Genomic DNA, 16,161 nt, shown 5'->3' with positions numbered 1-16,161 from the left:
CCGCCACAGCCTCTTTTCCTCGTAGGAGCCCAGCCCCCTGGGCGATGGGGAGCCGGACACACCCGATCGGCGAGAGGGCTCGCCTCCTACAGTGGTATGGCCCGGTGTTCTTTCAGGCGGGTCGGGCGATGGCCAGGACGGATGCGCGCGGGCCGTGGCGTCCGAGCGTGGTGAACTCGTCGATCACGAACCCCGCCCCCGACACCTGTTCGCGAAACGCTTCTTCGTAGGTCACGCGGCCGAAGTCGATGGTCGTGATGCGCTTGAGCAGGGGCTTGAAGCGCTCCATCCAGCGGGAGGGGCGGGTCTGGAAGGTCTGGGTGAAGAAGACCTTCCCCTCCGGCTTCAGCAGGCTGCGGCAGTGACGCAGAGCGCCCTCGGGGTCCGGCAGGAGCATGAAGCTGGCGGAGAAATAGATCGCGTCGTACGGGCCGCCCGTGTGGTCGTAGATGGATTCGAGACGGGCCTCGGCACGATCGGCCAGGGGCGACTCACGCAGGGCTTGCCGGGCGTGCTTGATGTAGTCGGCGTCGATATCGATCCCCGTGATGACGAGCCCCTTCTCGCGCGCCGTGTCGGCATTGGCGAGCAGCGCGCCAGCGGTGCCAATGCCCACATCCAGCAGGGCCGCTCCGTCCGACAACCGCCGCATTACCTCGGCATACCACTGCGAGGTAAGGCGGAGGATCAGCAGATTGTAGATGGCGCTGCGCATAGGGGAGTCGTCACTGGGATCGGCCGGTAGCGGGCCTACCATACCGGAGCCGGCGCACCGGCTCGAAGCCAGGGTTTCTTGCCATCCCGGAATACTGTTTATATAAACAGTATATGGATGCCACCACCCCCGAACCGCCGGAGTACGCCGAGCTGACGAGCGTCAGCAACTTCTCGTTCCTGCGCGGGGCCTCGCACCCGGAGGAGCTGGTGGAGCGGGCCCGGGCGCTGGGCTATCGCGCGCTGGCGCTGACCGATATCGCCTCGCTGGCCGGCGTGGTCCGCGCCCACGCGGCGGCGAAGGACTGCGGCCTGCACCTGATCCTGGGGGCGACCTTCCGGCTGGCGGACGGCCCCGCCGTGACCCTGCTGGTACGCGATGCGGCGGGTTATGCCGCGCTGTGCCGTCTGATCACCCGGGCGCGCGGGGCGGCGGACAAGGGGCATTACCACCTGACGCAGTCGGACCTCGACGCCCTGCCCGCCGGGGCGCGGGCCGGCTGGCAGGTCCTGCTGCGTATCGAACCCGAGACCCCGGAACCGACGCTCGCCGAAGCGGCCCGCTGGCTGGCCGGATGGGCCGCCCCGGGCCAGGCCCATCTGGCGGTCAGCCAGTTGCGCACGCCGGAGGATGCCACGCTCGCGAACCGCGCACGGCAGCTCGCCGAGACGACGGGACTCCCGATCGTCGCCTGCGGCGATGTACACATGCACGCTCGCGGCCAGCGTGCCCTGCAGGACGTGCTGACCGCGCTGCGCCTGCGCACCACGGTTGCCGAGGCGGCCCCGGCGCGCTTCCCCAACGGCGAGCGCTGCCTGCGCCCGCGCGACGACCTGGCCGCGCTGTATCCCGCCCGCTGGCTCGCAGCCAGTGTGCGGATCGCGCGGGACTGCGACTTCTCGCTGGACGCGGTCACCTACCGCTACCCGACCGATCCCCTGCCCCGAGACACGAGCCCGGCCACCTACCTGCGCGAGGAGACTCTGAAGGGGGCACGGGAGCGCTGGCCCGACGGCATACCGCCGAAGGTGACGGAGCAGATCGAGCGCGAGCTCGAAATCATCGCGCAGCTTGGCTACGAGCCCTACTTCCTGACGGTCTACGACATCGTGCGCTTTGCCCGCGGCCGCGGGATCCTGTGCCAGGGGCGCGGCTCGGCGGCGAATTCCGCCGTTTGTTATGCCCTCGGGATCACGGCGGTGGACCCCTCGCGCTCCAGCATGCTGTTCGAGCGCTTCATCTCCGCCGAGCGCGGCGAGCCGCCGGATATCGATGTCGACTTCGAGCACGAGCGCCGCGAGGAGGTGATCCAGTACATCTACCGGCGCTACGGCCGCGAGCGCGCGGCGCTGGCCTGCACGGTGATCCGCTACCGCCGGCGCAGCGCCCTGCGCGACGTCGGCCGCGCCCTGGGTATCTCGCGCGCGCGGCTGGATGCGCTGACCGCTAACCTCGCCTGGTGGGACGACGGCATCCCCGCCGAGCGCCTGCGCGAGGTCGGGCTGGACCCGGATGGCGCCCTGGCCCGGCAGTGGCAGGCCCTGACCGCCGAGCTGCGCGGCTTTCCCCGCCACCTGTCGCAGCACACCGGCGGCTTCGTGATCGCCGAGGGCCGGCTGGACGAGCTGGTGCCGATCGAGAACGCGGCGATGCCGGAGCGTTCAGTGATCCAGTGGGACAAGGACGACCTCGACGCGGTGGGGCTGTTGAAGATCGACGTGCTGGCGCTGGGCATGCTCTCCTGCGTGCGCCGCGCGCTGGAGCTGATGGCACGCCACCGGGGCCGCGACTGGGGTCTGGCCGACATCCCCGCCGAGGACCCGGCGGTCTACCGCATGCTGCAAAAGGCCGACACCCTGGGCGTGTTCCAGATCGAGTCGCGCGCGCAGATGAGCATGCTGCCGCGCCTGAAGCCGGCGAACTTCTACGACCTGGTGATCGAGATCGCCATCGTGCGCCCCGGCCCGATCCAGGGCGAGATGGTGCACCCGTATCTGAAGCGCCGCGCCCACCCGGAGCGGGTGCGCTACCCGAACGAAGGGGTGAAGCGCGTGCTGGGACGCACCCTGGGGGTGCCGATCTTCCAGGAGCAGGTGATCGAACTGGCGATGGTCGCGGCCGGCTTCTCCGCCGGCGAGGCGGACGGGCTGCGCCGCGCGATCGGAGCCTGGCGCCGTACCGGCCAGCTCGCGCGCTACCGCGAACGCCTGATGGACGGCATGCGGCAACGCGGCTATCCGGAGAAGTTCGCCGAGCAGCTGTACAAGCAGATCCTCGGCTTTGGCGAGTACGGCTTTCCCGAGTCGCACTCGGCCAGCTTTGCGCTGATCACCTATGTCTCGTCCTGGTTCAAGTGCCACGAGCCGGCGATCTTTGCCTGCGCGCTGCTGAACAGCCAGCCGATGGGCTTCTACGCCCCGGCGCAGATCGTCGCCGACGCCCGCCGCCACGGCGTGGAGGTACACCCGGTGGATGTACGCTGCAGTGACTGGGACTGCACAGTGGAGCCGGTGGCCGGGAGCGACGCGCTGGCCCTGCGCCTGGGCCTGAACCGGGTCGGCGGGCTCGCGCCAGCCGTGGCCGAGCGTGTCGTCGCCGCGCGCGCCGAACGCCCGTTCGCGGACGTACCGGATCTGGTCGCCCGCGCCGCCCTGACCCGCGCCCAGGCCAACCGCCTGGCCCGCGCCGATGCCCTGAAGGGGCTGGCCGGCAACCGCCATCAGGCGCGCTGGGCGACCGAGGCAGTGGAGGAACCGCTGCCCCTGTTCGCCGACGCCCCGGCGGAGACGGTGCGCGAGGCCGACGTAACCCCGCTCCTGCCGCGCCCCGATGTGGTGGACGACCTGGTGCAGGATTACGCCACCACCGGGCTGAGCCTGGGCCCGCACCCGCTGGCCCTGATGCGCCCGTTCCTGGAACAAAAACGTTTACCCACCGCCGCCCGGCTGCTGGAACGCCCCGGGCATCCCGGTGCCCGCTATGCCGGCCTCGTGATCACCCGCCAGCGGCCGGGCTCGGCCAACGGCACGGTGTTCCTGACCCTGGAGGACGAGAGCGGCACGCTGAACCTGATCGTCTGGCCGGACCGGGTGGAGCGCTTTCGCGCCGAGGTACTGCATGGCCGCCTGCTGGAGGCCCACGGGGAATGGCAGTACAGCGAGGGCGTCGGCCACCTGATCGTGCAGCGCCTGATCGACCGCAGCGACTGGCTGGGCGAGCTGACCACCCGCTCCCGCGACTTCGGCTAGTGCGAGAGGGTTAGCTGCTCGGGCGCGATTCAGACGCGGCCGTAGAGGTCCTCCAGGCGCACGATGTCGTCCTCGCCCAGGTAGCTGCCGGACTGAATCTCGATCAGTTCCAGCGGGATCGCGCCCGGGTTCTCCAGCGAATGGATCTGCCCGATCGGCACATAGGTGGACTGGTTCTCCGTCACCAGATAGGTCTCTTCGCCGTTGCGCACCCGCGCGGTGCCGCTGACGACCACCCAGTGTTCCGCGCGGTGGTGATGCATCTGCAGCGAGAGCTTCGCCCCGGGTTTTACGGTAATGCGCTTGACCTGATAGCGCCGCCCGACGTCGACGCACTCGTAGCAGCCCCAGGGGCGATAGACCGCCGGGTGGTCCACATGCTCGCTGCGGTTGTCCGACTTCAGCCGTTCGACGATGCGTTTGACGTCCTGCACGCGGTCACGATCCGCCACCAGCACCGCATCGCGGGTGGCGACCACCGCGAGGTTGCGCAGGCCGATCCCCGCGACCAGCAGGCCGTCGGCATCGACCACGCAGCCCTCGCTGTCCTCCAGCAGGCAATCACCGCGCAGGGTATTGCCCTGCGCGTCGGTGCCGCGCACCCCGGCCAGGGCGGACCAGGAGCCGATATCGCTCCAGCCGGCGGCCAAGGGCGTGACCGCCGCGCGGTCGGTGCGTTCCATCACGGCGTAGTCCACCGAGATGTTCGGTGCCCGAGCAAACGATTCCGGTTCCACGCGCAGAAAATCGAGGTCCTCGCGCGCGCCCTCCAGCGCGGTCTGACAGGCCGTGACGATCTCGGGCTCGAAGCGCTCCAGCTCCTGCAGATACTGCGAGGCGCGGAACACGAACATGCCGCTGTTCCAGAGATAGTCCCCCTGGCTCAGATACTCGCGCGCGGTGGCAGCATCGGGCTTTTCGACAAAACGCGCAACCCGCGCACCGGCCTCGCCCAGCGACTCGCCCTGCTGGATATAGCCGTAGCCGGTCTCGGGCGTCACGGGCACGATCCCGAAGGTGACCAGATATCCGGCCTCCGCCAGTGCCACGGCGCGCCCCACAGCCGCCTTGAAGGCATCGCCATCGCCGATGTGGTGATCCGCGGCCAGGACCAGCAGCAAAGGATCGCGCCCTTCCGCCCGGGCCTGCAGCGCCGCCAGGGCAATCGCCGGGGCCGTGTTGCGGCCCTCTGGCTCCAGCAGGATGCGCGCCTGCTCGATGCCAATCGCGCGCAGCTGCTCGGCGGCCAGAAAGCGGTGCTCCACGTTGGCCAGCACCAATGGTGGCGCCGCCTGCAGGCCGTCCAGCCGCCCCACGGTCTGCTGCAGCAGCGTCTGGTCGCCGGTGAGGGGCAGGAACTGCTTCGGGTAATGGCTGCGCGACACCGGCCACAACCGCGTGCCGGTACCGCCGGCCAGGATCACCGGCTGTAGTTGGTTCTGGATATCGGCAGGCGCCATCGTTTTATCCCCGTATCAGGCGGGCAATCTCTTCCACGCGCCGCTCCAGCAGGGCCGGATCGGCGCGGGTCTCGACGTTCAGCCGCAACAGCGGCTCGGTGTTGGAGCTGCGCAAGTTAAAACGCCAGTCCGGAAACTCGAGACTGACACCATCGGTGCGATCCTCTTCGCCGCCCTGGCCCTCAAAGGCCTCAAGGACGCGATTGGTTGCGGCTTCGACATCTGCGACCTCGAAGTTCAGCTCGCCGCTGCAGGGGTAGCGGGCCATGCGCTCTGCCACCATCTCGCCGAGCGACTGGCCACGGCGCCCCATCAACTCGGCGACCCGCAGCCACGGCAGCATCCCGCTATCGCAGTAGTAAAAGTCGCGGAAGTAGTGATGCGCGCTCATCTCGCCGCCGTAGATGGCGTCTTCGTGGCGCAGGCGCTCCTTCATGAAGGCATGCCCCGTCTTGGACTGGACGGGCTCGCCACCGGCGGCTCGTACCATCTCGATGGTATTCCAGGTCAGCCGCGGGTCGTGGACGATCCGCTCGCCAAGTTGCCCGCCTTCCAGACAGGCCTGAGCCAGCAGCCCCACAATGTAGTAGCCCTCGATAAAGTGCCCCGCGGCATCGAACAGGAAACAGCGATCGAAGTCGCCATCCCAGGCCACACCCAGATCCGCGCCATGCTTGCGCACGGCGTCGGCTGTGGCCGCACGGTTCTCCGGCAACAGCGGGTTGGGGATGCCATTGGGGAAATGCCCGTCCGGCTCGAAGTTCACGCGGACCAGTTCGAACGGCAGATGGGGTTCCAGTGCCTCCAGCACCGGGCCGGCACCGCCATTGCCCGGGTTCACGACCACGCGCAGCTTCGGCAGGGCTTCGCGGTCGACCGATGCCAACAGCCGGGCGATGTAGTCGGGCCGGTGGTCCAGCGGATGCACCTGGCCTTGCGGCATGGGGCGGAAGTCGCCGCGTTCCGCGCATGCACGGATCGCCTGCAGTCCGGAATCCCCGCTGATCGGTCGCGCTTCACCGCGTACGAGCTTGAGCCCGTTGTAATCCAGCGGATTGTGGCTGGCGGTGACCATCACCCCGCCGCCGGCCCCGTAGTGTGCAGTCGCAAAGTAGACCTCTTCGGTCCCGCACAGGCCGATGTCGGCGACATCGCTGCCGCCGGCGGTGAGTCCTTCGATCAAGGCCCGGGACAGTTCCGGGCTGGACAGGCGGATATCATGTCCGACCACTGTGCGGCCGGGACGGACCTCTTCGGCGAAGGCGCGGCCAATGGCGTGCACCACCTCGGGGTTGAGTTGATCCGGCACGCGGCCGCGTACGTCGTACGCCTTGAAACAGTCGATCTTCATGCAGTTCCCTTCCGGCCCCCTCCGACTCCCGGCCCCGCCGGCAGCGCGCACTCCTTTATCCTCATGATACATAGCAGAAGCGCGGCATGATGCGACGGCAGTTACAATGAGGCGAGTGGCGTTACTTGACGAACATGCCTCATGCCCATGATCATGGTGGGTTTATCAAACGAGGAGAAGCCGATGAGTGAGCCGCAAGTGAAGACCGAGGAGAAGAAACAGCATTTCGACGATATTTACGTCGCCGAGACCCCGGTGCCGTTCAAGAAGCGCATTATCGACGCGCTCGATTACATCTCCGACGACTTCAACCGGCAAACCTTCGACCGGCTGATTCTCCCCTGGGCGCAGCAACAGGCCGATGCGGGCAAGACCCTGAACTATGTCGACCTGTGCTGCTGCTTTGGCAACACCACCATGGCGACCGTGCACGGCATGGATGTCGAGGCAATCCGCGCCAACTGGGCCGATGAGCAGGCCTGCAAGACGGTCGCCGCCCCACGTCGTCTGCCGATAAAGACGACCGGTATCGACATCTCCGGAAACGCCCTGGCCTACGGCAAGAGCGCGGGTCTGTTCGACCAGACGTTCGAAGCCGACCTGAACGAGGCCGACGCCGACACGCGCAATGCGATCGAACAGTCGATGGAAGAGGCGGACATCGTTATCTCCACCGCGTCGCTGGTGTATCTGGATCCTCCGGCCATCGAGAGCCTGGTGGATGCCTTCGCGCGGGGCAAGGGCGAAGGCTACATGCTGGTGAATTTTCTCAACCCCTTCGCACTAGAAAAAGCGGACGCCACCAAGCGCCTGTTGCTGAATCGTCTGGACTTTGTCGGCAGTACCGCGACTCGCCACCGTCGTCTGTCTCCGCTGGAGCAGGAGAATTATCCCGGCGAAGAGTGGGCATTGCTGGAAATCTGGGTGCTGCGCCGCCGCGGGTAAGCTCTCGCCGACGCGTTTGCGCATGCATCAAAAAGGCCGGCGAATGCCGGCCTTTTTTGTGCCCCCCACTCAATGGGTCTGCCTTTACAGCGCCACCACGCGGTCGCGCCCGGCCTGCTTGGCCTGATACATGGCCTCATCCGCCCGCCGCGCCAACAGCTTGGCGCTATCGCCCGAAGCCAGTTCGGCAACGCCGAAACTCGCGGTGACGCTGGGCACCCCCGGGACGTTCATCGCCGCAACGGCCTGGCGCAGCTTCTCGGCCAGGGCGTTCGCACCGACCAGCCGTGTCTCGGGTACCACGATCATGAATTCTTCGCCGCCCCAACGCCCCAGGGTGTCGGCCTCACGCAACTCGGCCGTCACGGTTTGTGCCAGCGATTTGAGCACTTCGTCACCGGCTTCGTGTCCATAGCGGTCATTCACCGCCTTGAAATGATCCAGATCGAACATGATCAGGCTCAGCGGACGTCCATAGCGCTGGCAGCGCTCGATCTCCGCCTCCAGGGTGTTCCCCAGACTGAGGCGATTGGCGACCCCGGTAAGCCAGTCCGTATGTGCCACGCGGCGAATCTCGTCCTCCATGCGCACACGGTCGGTGATGTCCTTGCCCAGGGCCACGTAATGCGAAATCCGGCCCCGGTCATCAAGCACCGGGGTGATCGTCTGCTCCAGATGAACCAGTGACCCATCGCGGCGTCGGTTCACGAACTCACCCCGGAAGGTCTCGCCACGCTCCAGGGTCTGCCACATCACGCGGTAAAAGGCGTCGTCCTGACGACCCGACTTGAACCGCCGGGGGTTGTCACCCAGTACTTCGCTGCGGGCAACGCCCATCAGCTCCTCGAAGGTGGCGTTCACGTAGGTGATCGTGCCGCTCGGGTCCGTGATCATGACCGGGTCACCGGAAACCTCCACCGCGGTCGACAACAGCCTCAGCCGTTCATCGCGGGCGCGCTCCTCGGTCACGTCCTGCTGGATCGAGACGAAATGGGTAATGCGCTCGGGCGCATCCTCCGCATACACGGGGGAAACCTGCCAGCGCACCATGTAGGTACTGCCATCCTTGCGGTAGTTGATGGTCTCGCCGTCGAAATCCCCGCCAGACTCGAGGGCGGCGCGCAGCCGGTCGAGGACCACCCTGGACGTCCGTGGGCCCTGTAGCAGAGCGGGCGTCTTCCCCAGCACGTCGCTCCTGGCATACCCGGTCATCTGCTCGAAAGCGGCATTTACGTAGACGATGCAAGGGCCTTCGTCGAGATCCGCATCCGTGATCAAGACAGCATGCCGCGCCTGCTCAATAGCGGCATCCAGAAGGCGGAGCTTTTCAAACCCCTCGATATGGGAAACGGTGGCCACGGGATTCCTTGTGAGTGAATCGGCCTTGAGGCGCGCGTCGCCAGGCCCAATCGGTCCGAGTATCAAACGGCATCGAGGTTCATTCTATATCGGCCATTTCGAGGATCGATCCGACGATGTCGCTGGTGGTCACGATACCCTCCAGGGTATTGCCACGTAGCACCACCAGGCGACGGATGCCCTGGTTGACCATTAGCCTGGCCACATATTTCACATCCATCTCGGCCGGCACGGTAATCACCGGTTTGGCGCAGACATCATAGACATTGGAGAGATCGATATCGCCCTCTTCCGCCACGATGGTCTTCAGGATCGTCGTATAGGTGATGATCCCGTAGGCGTCGTGCTCGTGCTGCTTGTCCACGACCAGGGACTTCACATTGTGCTTCCGCATCAGCTGCATCGCCTCGCGCAAGGGCGCAAGCGGCGAAACGGTGATCACGTCGGATTTCAGGATGTCGCTTACCAGCATGCTCGAGCCCTCCTCAGGCCTTAGGGAAACAGAAGCTTCCCTAAATTTCTTCTTTAACGTGTTCCTGGAACTGCTCGATCTGCTTGCGGCCGATCCCCGCCAGATGGGCAATATCGACCGTAAACGCGACCCCTCGCGGATCGCCCTCCAGTTCCAGCTCATTGCTGACGGCCTTGAGCACGTTCAGTGCGACCTTCTTCTCCAGCACCCACATCAACACGGACTGGCTTCCCTCGTACGTCATACCCAGAAACGTCTTGCGCGCTTCCGCACCAATGCCGCGGGCATCCATGATGGTGACGCCGCCGGCACCCGCGGCCTTGGCCGTCTCGATGGCCTGCGGTTCCAAGTCATCCGGGAGCACCGCGATCAATGCCGAAAATCTCATGGCGAATCCTCCTGTTGCGCGCGGCCCCTGCCGGTCCAGCGCTCGTAAATATCCACCACGATGGCGTAGACCATCACGGTGACGATGGGGAAGATCGACGCGAAGGCGATCAGGCCGAAGCCGTCGATCAGGACATTGCGGTCTTCCAGGTGGGTCGCCAGTCCGATGCCAAGGGCCGTCACCAGGGGTACGGTCACCTCGGAGGTCGTTACCCCACCCAGATCAAAGGCCAGTGCCACGATCTGCTTCGGCGCGAGGATCGTCAGCACGATGACCAGCAGGTAACCGCCCATGATGTAGTGATGGATGGAATCCCCCGCCAGGATGCGATGGACCCCAACGGTGATTCCGATCGCCACGCCCAGCGCCACCAGGATTCGGATTACGTTGCCGCGTAATGAACCGCGCGCCGCTTCCTCCGCCTTCTGGCCAATCGCGATCAATGCCGGCTCCGCCATCGTGGTCGCGAAGCCGATGGAGAACGCGAACAGATAGACCCACAGAAACAGCTCGTTGGTGATCAACTGTTCGGCCATGCTCTCGCCGATCGGGAACAGGCCCAGCTTGAGCCCGACCACAAAGGCGTACAGGCCCAGCACCACCAGCACGAAGCCGAAGATCACCCGCGGCAGATACGGGATGCGCTTGCGCAGCACGAAGTACTGAAACACCACGATCACCGCGATAATCGGTGCCACATCGCGCAGCATCAGCAGCAGATCCATCCCCATCGCGGAGAGCCAGTGTTCCTCGTCCGCACCCGGCAGATCCGTGTCCGCGTCCATCGTCGCGGTCTCGCCGTTGCCCGGGGCATCGATATCCGCACCGGCGAATACGATGATCCCGTACAGCTGCACCGTGATCATCGGCACCATCACCGCCAGCGCCACCAGGCCAAAACCGTCGCGCAGCGGATTGCGCCCGCTGATCGAGGCCGCCAGGCCCAGACCCAGCGCCGCGACCAACGGGACGGTCACGATATTGGTGGTCACCCCGCCCGAGTCGTAGGCCAGACCGACAATCTCCTCGGGGGCAAAGAAGGTGACCAGCACCACCAGCACATAGCCGCTCAGGATGTACCAGTGCAGCGGGTGGCCCATCACCGTGCGCAGAATGCCCAGCGCGACCACGGCACCCACCGACAGCGCGACGATCAGACGCAGGACCAGTCCCTCGATCCGCCCCTCGCTGATCAGCTCCGCCTGCTCCGCCACCGCAATCAGGGCCGGTTCCGCGATCACGGTGGCAAAGCCGAGAGTGAAGCCAAAAGCCATCAACAACAGCAGCGAACCGCGCCGGGCCAGGGCATTCGACAGGTTCTTGCCGATGGGGAAGATCCCCATCTCCAGGCCCTGAAGGAACAGCGCCACGCCAAAGACCACGATGGCCAGCCCGATCACCATGGACAACAGGCCATCCGGCACCGTACGCAGCACCAGCGCCTGGAACACCGCGACCACAATGACGATGGGGGCCAGATTACGTGCCGCGTGCCCCAGGGTGTGGAGGAAGTTCATGCGCTCCTTGTCCAGTCCCGGCCCGAACCGGGGATCATCGTCCCTGAATCGCTCACCGGCATCGGGAACCGCGGCTTGATGTACGCATGCACGGTGGCTTGCCCCCCAAACGGCGTATCCATGGAATCCCTGCAAACACCCTATCGCGCCGTGCTCATCGGCGCCATGGGCAGTTTTGGCATGGCCTCCCGCCGGGTCCCGGATGCACAAGCGCGCTCATCCGATCGGCGGTGAACATGCCTGCGGAGTGCTGAGGCCACTGGATCGGCAGGAGCCTTCTGCCCACAGAGGGTTCTACGGCTTCGGTGAGCAACGGCTGCCCTTCCGATAACGTCATCGCACATGATCTGCATCAACAAGCCCTAATGTTTAGCAGGTGATAGTACCTCCGAACATTCACGTCATCGGAGAACCCGAACATGCGCCGCACCCTGACCTTTCGTTCCCTTGCCCTGGCCACCCTGCTGGCCCCGGCGGCCCTGATCCCGGCCCATGCGACCGCGGCCAGTGCGGATGTCTCCGCCGGCGACTGGCTGCTGCGCGGCGGCTTGACCCACATTTCGCCCAAGTCCGACAACGGCGAACTGACCCCGGCTGATCTGAGCGTGGACGTCGGCTCCAACACCCGCCCGACCGGTACCGTCACCTACATGTTCACCGACAACCTCGGCCTGGAGCTGCTGGTCGGGATCCCGTTCAAGCACAACATCGCCCTGGAAGGTCTGGGCAACGTCGGCTACACCCGTCTGCTGCCGCCGACCCTGAGCCTGCAGTATCACTTCAACACCGGCTCGGCGTTCCGCCCGTACCTGGGGGCCGGCGTGAATTACACCCACTTCTTTGACACGACCACCCGCGGAGGCCTTTCGGATAGCCGCCTGCGACTCGATGATTCCTGGGGTGTTGCACTGCAGGCCGGGATCGACATCGCGCTGGACGACAACTGGTTCCTGAATACCGAGGTGCGCTGGATCGACATCGAAAGCACCGCGCGTCTGGACGGCAACCGCATCGGCACCGTCGAGATCGACCCGTGGACCTTCGGAATGAACGTCGGTTACCGCTTCTAAACCGACCTAACCGAGCTCTTCGACGAGGCCGAGGACCCGCTGCATGCGGTCCTCGGCCTCGTTCTTTTGCAGGCCCCGCTCGGCGGGGACACCCCAGACCGGCCCGGGCCAAGCTGGATCGCCCGGTTGCCGGGCGACATGGTGAAGGTGCAACTGCTCGACGATATTGCCCAGCTTGGCCACATTCAGCGTCTGCGGCTCGAATGCCGCCTGCATCGCCCGCGCCAGAACCCAAGACTCCCGAACCAGCATCGCCGCATCGTCGGGCCCAAGGTCATGCAACTCGCGCAGACCTGCTCGGCGCGGGACCAGGATGAACCACGGGATCGCCGCGTGATCCATCAGCAGCAATGTTGACAGCCGCCAGTCCGCGACGAACCAGGTATCCGCGTGCAGGCGCCTATCCAGCTCGAACGCCTCTGTCATTGCAGTTCCTTCCAGATCCCCGGCGTGGCCCAGTGCCCGGTGTCCCTCTCGTCCCCTTCCAGCAGTACATAGCTGTAATGCGCCCGGTGGCGCAGCTCGCCCGCCAGTGCGCGTCGTTCTTGCGCGTCCGGGGCCGCAATCACGATCACGTCCTCGCCGGGCACGGCCCAGGTGGCAGCGTCCGGGGACTCGGGCAGATCGCTGTCGATCGCCGCCGGCGACTCCGGCCACTCGCGGGCGCGCAGCCAGTCGCGGACCGAATCCGGCTCGCCGAGCACGATGCGAGTCCCTTCCACGTTCTGGCTCTGCTCGGGTGCGCGCCCCAGCCAGGGCGCGACCTCGACCGGCCGCGCCGAACCCAACGCGATCACCTGTGTGTCCGGGTCCAGTGCGGCGCGGCGCAGGATCGCCGGGGATTCTTCGTCGGCCAGATGGCGAAACAGCCGCCAGTCCGGGTCCGCAGCGACGCGCAGTGGCTCGGCATCCAGATCCACCTCGAACGCCTTTTCACGGTCGGCCAGCGCAATCCAGAACGTCTCCGACCCCTGTTCGGTCTCGATCACGAGGGGCACCCGCAGATCCCAGGGTTCGTCATCGACGGACTGACGCAACGTGCCCGACAACGTCCACCCATTCGTCTCCTGCTCGACGGCGAGATCGGCCAGCTCGAGCGCCGGCGCACCGCGCCGATCGATCCACTGGCGGAAGAACGGCTCCAGCTCCTCGTCGGTGGCGGAATCGAAGGCCGCGATCAATGCATCCCAGTCCGCCTCGCGCCCCTTCCAGTCGTTGTAGAGCGTGCGGGCGCCTTCCAGAAAGGCGTCGCGCCCGACCCAGTCCTCAAGCATCCGCCAGATCATCGCGCCACGGTGATAGCCGGCGATGCGCCGCGCGCCCTGGTTGCCGCCCTGGTATTCGCCGTGAGCGCGATCTTCATCCGGCGGGAGCGCCGCGTAGTCGCGCAACCACTGCCCTCGCTCCTCGCGCCCCTCGCCCGCCTCGCGCTTGAACTGGTAGTCCGCCATGTAGGTGGTCAGCCCCTCCGACCAGTTGCCACCCGAACGATCGACATAGACGCCCGTGCCCCACCACATGTGCAGGACCTCGTGCCCCAGCGAGGTATGCGGGATAAAGGGAAGCGGGATCACCTGCTCGCCCAAGAGCGTAAAGCCGGAGAACGCCAGCCCTACCGGCTGCGGCGAGGCCGCCACGGTCAGACTGCTGTACGGATACGGCCCGATCTCGGACTCGAAGCGCTCGATGTACTCGACGGTCTTCTCGCGGTAGGTCTTGCCAAAGGCCTCGTGCAGCGCCCGTGGGAAAAGGGTGCGCACCTGCCAGCCGTCGCCCTTGATCGCGCCCGACTCCCAGAGGCCGGAGGCGAGCGCCAAATCACGCGCGGCCGGGTGTTCGTACCGGGCCCAGTAGCCATCCCCTTCATTGCCGTCTTCCACCAGCGAGCCGGACACGACAGCCTTCTGGCCACCTCCTGCCGTCAAGTGAATCCGCATGGGCACGGGCTCGTCCTCCAGTGCGGGATACCAGCCGGCCCCGGCTGGCAGAAACCCGGCCTCCTCGCCCAGGAACCCCGAGCCGGGACGCACCTGGTCAGGACGCGACAACCGCGCGCCATACTCGACGACCAGGAGGCCGGTGTCCCGATCGGACAGCGCGCTCCCCAACTCCAGCCAGCCCGACTCGGTCAACTCGTGATCGATAGAGTCACCATCCAGGGTCACGGCATCGACGCCCATGGCGGGATCAAGGCGCAGCCGGCTCGGCGGATCCCGATCCAGGGCCTCCAGATCCAGTGCCAGACGCCCGTCGAAGGCCGACTCGCCCGGGTGCAGATGAATGCTCAGACCAAGAGGGAAGTCGGTATCCGGCTGGGCGTAATCATCGCCCGCCGCCGAAGCGGCCGAGGCGCCCAGCGATGCCAGAAGGCCGACCGAGATCCACCACACCGTGCGCATATCACCCCCTCGTTTACTCGGCGTACGGGAATCGGGCCACGCGCTCTTCGGCCTCGCCGTTACGCTCAATCTCCAGCGGCAGCCAGGTACCCGGCGTCACCCGCTGAACAATCCGTTGCAGATCCGACGGGCGCTCCACAGCCTGGTCGCCGGCGCGCAGGACGCGATCGCCTCCCTCCAGGCCCGCGGCCTCGCCGATGGAGCCCGCCTGCACATCCTGGATGATCACGCCGCCGTCCTCATCGCCGCGCAGCTGTACCCCGAGCATCGGCGAGCTGTGTTCAAAGCGATCGCCATCGGTAATACCGAACACCGCTCGGGCCAGATCCGGATCGTCCGCAGTGCAATCCTCCCGGTACTCGCGGGGCAGCAGAACCGGGGCATCTCCAAAGCCCAGATCCGCCAGCTGATGTGGTACACCATGGCCGTACTGCAGGTGACCGGAGCCGATAATCCCGACCACCAGCGGTGGATCGTCCGAAGCCTCCAGGATGTCGGCGATGCCGGCGGCCATCATCCGGTCCCAGGCCAATTGCGACCCGACGAACCGATCAGGATCGCGCTCCATACCCGCCGGATGGCGTTCCATCACGCCCACCAGATACTCGCGGTACGCGTCGGGGGGATCGGCCGGCTGGCTCACGCCGTAACGCTCGTCCTCCGGTACCGCGTCCCAGCCCTCCTCTCCGAGACGCTGCACCAGCGTGCGTTCGGCGTTCAGTGCCACCAGCGGCACGTCATGAACGCGTGCAAAATGCAGAATGGGCCAGTACAGTTCCGGGTTGAAGCCCCAGTGGATATACCAGTCGCTGTCCCGCAGGAAGGCATCCGCGTCCAGCTCGCCGGCCACCCACTGGTCCAGCACCGGCTGCACCGAACGTGGCAGCATCTCGAGGCCAATGACCATGTCCGGGCGCTGGCCGTGCAGGGCTGCCAGCGTTCCCAGCTGCCAGCGATGGTGATCCATCCGGTCATGGCGCTCCCCGAGGAGCACCGCGTCCGCCTGTGCCAGTTCGGCGAACAGCTCCGCCCGGTCCAGTTCCTCGCCGGCCGGCGTCGCCCACTGTCCCGGCGCCGGGCAGGCCGCACTGGCCACGCCGGGCAACCCTGGTGCGGCCAGCATGGCGGCGAGCATCACGCCCATGCCACGCCGTCGGATTCGTCTGCTCTGCATGCCACTCTCCTGTCTGAGGCTCCATCCCCGGTGATAGACCTACTCTCGGACCCCGTGATGGCC

Annotated in this window: 13 protein-coding genes; 3 read left to right on the top strand and 10 right to left on the bottom strand. The window is 66.3% G+C overall.

Features of this window, described 5'->3' with window-relative positions; genetic code table 11:
- Window positions 1–112: 112 nt before the first annotated feature.
- Window positions 113–715, bottom strand: coding sequence for a bifunctional 2-polyprenyl-6-hydroxyphenol methylase/3-demethylubiquinol 3-O-methyltransferase UbiG (locus tag C935_RS0104320; protein ID WP_018861286.1), 603 nt, complete (start codon window positions 713–715; stop codon window positions 113–115).
- Window positions 716–828: 113 nt separating this feature from the next.
- Here C935_RS0104320 and C935_RS0104315 point away from each other — a divergent pair, with 113 nt between their 5' ends.
- On the top strand, window positions 829–3,963 hold the full coding sequence (locus C935_RS0104315) for an error-prone DNA polymerase (protein WP_018861285.1): 3,135 nt from the start codon (window positions 829–831) through the stop codon (window positions 3,961–3,963).
- A 29-nt stretch (window positions 3,964–3,992) separates the two neighbouring features.
- Here the strand turns inward: C935_RS0104315 and C935_RS0104310 are convergent, their stop codons facing one another.
- Both C935_RS0104310 and C935_RS0104305 read right to left on the bottom strand, forming a co-directional pair.
- Window positions 3,993–5,423 (bottom strand): mannose-1-phosphate guanylyltransferase/mannose-6-phosphate isomerase, encoded by a 1,431-nt coding sequence (locus C935_RS0104310; protein ID WP_018861284.1) that lies wholly within the window; start codon window positions 5,421–5,423, stop codon window positions 3,993–3,995.
- Between the two features lie 4 nt (window positions 5,424–5,427).
- Window positions 5,428–6,774, bottom strand: coding sequence for a phosphomannomutase/phosphoglucomutase (locus tag C935_RS0104305; protein WP_018861283.1), 1,347 nt, complete (start codon window positions 6,772–6,774; stop codon window positions 5,428–5,430).
- A gap of 183 nt (window positions 6,775–6,957) precedes the next feature.
- Here C935_RS0104305 and C935_RS0104300 point away from each other — a divergent pair, with 183 nt between their 5' ends.
- Window positions 6,958–7,719 carry a class I SAM-dependent methyltransferase gene (locus C935_RS0104300; protein WP_026278632.1) on the top strand — a complete coding sequence of 254 codons (762 nt, stop codon included), beginning with the start codon at window positions 6,958–6,960 and terminating at the stop codon, window positions 7,717–7,719.
- Between the two features lie 84 nt (window positions 7,720–7,803).
- Here the strand turns inward: C935_RS0104300 and C935_RS0104295 are convergent, their stop codons facing one another.
- From C935_RS0104295 to C935_RS0104280, 4 genes are all read right to left on the bottom strand, one after another.
- A complete protein-coding gene (locus tag C935_RS0104295) occupies window positions 7,804–9,078 on the bottom strand; it encodes a GGDEF domain-containing protein (protein WP_018861281.1) in 1,275 nt (424 codons plus the stop codon).
- Window positions 9,079–9,157: 79 nt separating this feature from the next.
- Complete coding sequence (locus C935_RS0104290) at window positions 9,158–9,550, bottom strand: CBS domain-containing protein (RefSeq protein ID WP_018861280.1); 393 nt, start codon at window positions 9,548–9,550, stop codon at window positions 9,158–9,160.
- 40 nt (window positions 9,551–9,590) lie between these two features.
- Window positions 9,591–9,938, bottom strand: a complete 348-nt coding sequence (locus C935_RS0104285; protein WP_018861279.1) for a hypothetical protein — start codon at window positions 9,936–9,938, stop codon at window positions 9,591–9,593.
- Window positions 9,935–11,455, bottom strand: coding sequence for a DUF1538 domain-containing protein (locus C935_RS0104280; protein ID WP_018861278.1), 1,521 nt, complete (start codon window positions 11,453–11,455; stop codon window positions 9,935–9,937). Before C935_RS0104280 ends, C935_RS0104285 begins: the two co-directional genes overlap by 4 nt.
- A 419-nt stretch (window positions 11,456–11,874) precedes the next feature.
- On the opposite strand from C935_RS0104280, the gene C935_RS0104275 reads away from it, so the two are divergent.
- Window positions 11,875–12,525 carry an OmpW family protein gene (locus tag C935_RS0104275; RefSeq protein ID WP_018861277.1) on the top strand — a complete coding sequence of 217 codons (651 nt, stop codon included), beginning with the start codon at window positions 11,875–11,877 and terminating at the stop codon, window positions 12,523–12,525.
- A gap of 6 nt (window positions 12,526–12,531) precedes the next feature.
- Here the strand turns inward: C935_RS0104275 and C935_RS0104270 are convergent, their stop codons facing one another.
- From C935_RS0104270 to C935_RS0104260, 3 genes are read right to left on the bottom strand one after another with little or no spacing between them, the layout of a single operon-like run.
- Window positions 12,532–12,951, bottom strand: a complete 420-nt coding sequence (locus C935_RS0104270; RefSeq protein WP_018861276.1) for an HIT domain-containing protein — start codon at window positions 12,949–12,951, stop codon at window positions 12,532–12,534.
- Entirely contained in the window at window positions 12,948–14,924 is a 1,977-nt protein-coding gene (locus C935_RS0104265) for a M1 family metallopeptidase (RefSeq protein WP_018861275.1), read from the bottom strand. Before C935_RS0104265 ends, C935_RS0104270 begins: the two co-directional genes overlap by 4 nt.
- A gap of 13 nt (window positions 14,925–14,937) precedes the next feature.
- Window positions 14,938–16,068 carry a ChaN family lipoprotein gene (locus tag C935_RS0104260; RefSeq protein ID WP_018861274.1) on the bottom strand — a complete coding sequence of 377 codons (1,131 nt, stop codon included), beginning with the start codon at window positions 16,066–16,068 and terminating at the stop codon, window positions 14,938–14,940.
- Between the last annotated feature and the right edge of the window lie 93 nt (window positions 16,069–16,161).

The sequence above is a fragment of the Thioalkalivibrio sp. ALJ3 genome (assembly GCF_000377205.1).
In the GTDB taxonomy this organism is placed as follows: Bacteria; Pseudomonadota; Gammaproteobacteria; order Ectothiorhodospirales; family Ectothiorhodospiraceae; genus Thioalkalivibrio.
Note: the sequence above shows the minus strand (reverse complement) of the source record. Positions and strands in the feature narration are given on the sequence as shown.

Coding starts and splice junctions, on each gene's coding strand:
- C935_RS0104320 (WP_018861286.1), bottom strand. CDS start 715: ATGCGCAGCGCCATCTACAATCTGCTGATCCTCCGCCTTACCTCGCAG.
- C935_RS0104315 (WP_018861285.1), top strand. CDS start 829: ATGGATGCCACCACCCCCGAACCGCCGGAGTACGCCGAGCTGACGAGC.
- C935_RS0104310 (WP_018861284.1), bottom strand. CDS start 5,423: ATGGCGCCTGCCGATATCCAGAACCAACTACAGCCGGTGATCCTGGCC.
- C935_RS0104305 (WP_018861283.1), bottom strand. CDS start 6,774: ATGAAGATCGACTGTTTCAAGGCGTACGACGTACGCGGCCGCGTGCCG.
- C935_RS0104300 (WP_026278632.1), top strand. CDS start 6,958: ATGAGTGAGCCGCAAGTGAAGACCGAGGAGAAGAAACAGCATTTCGAC.
- C935_RS0104290 (WP_018861280.1), bottom strand. CDS start 9,550: ATGCTGGTAAGCGACATCCTGAAATCCGACGTGATCACCGTTTCGCCG.
- C935_RS0104285 (WP_018861279.1), bottom strand. CDS start 9,938: ATGAGATTTTCGGCATTGATCGCGGTGCTCCCGGATGACTTGGAACCG.
- C935_RS0104280 (WP_018861278.1), bottom strand. CDS start 11,455: ATGAACTTCCTCCACACCCTGGGGCACGCGGCACGTAATCTGGCCCCC.
- C935_RS0104275 (WP_018861277.1), top strand. CDS start 11,875: ATGCGCCGCACCCTGACCTTTCGTTCCCTTGCCCTGGCCACCCTGCTG.
- C935_RS0104270 (WP_018861276.1), bottom strand. CDS start 12,951: ATGACAGAGGCGTTCGAGCTGGATAGGCGCCTGCACGCGGATACCTGG.
- C935_RS0104265 (WP_018861275.1), bottom strand. CDS start 14,924: ATGCGCACGGTGTGGTGGATCTCGGTCGGCCTTCTGGCATCGCTGGGC.
- C935_RS0104260 (WP_018861274.1), bottom strand. CDS start 16,068: ATGGGCGTGATGCTCGCCGCCATGCTGGCCGCACCAGGGTTGCCCGGC.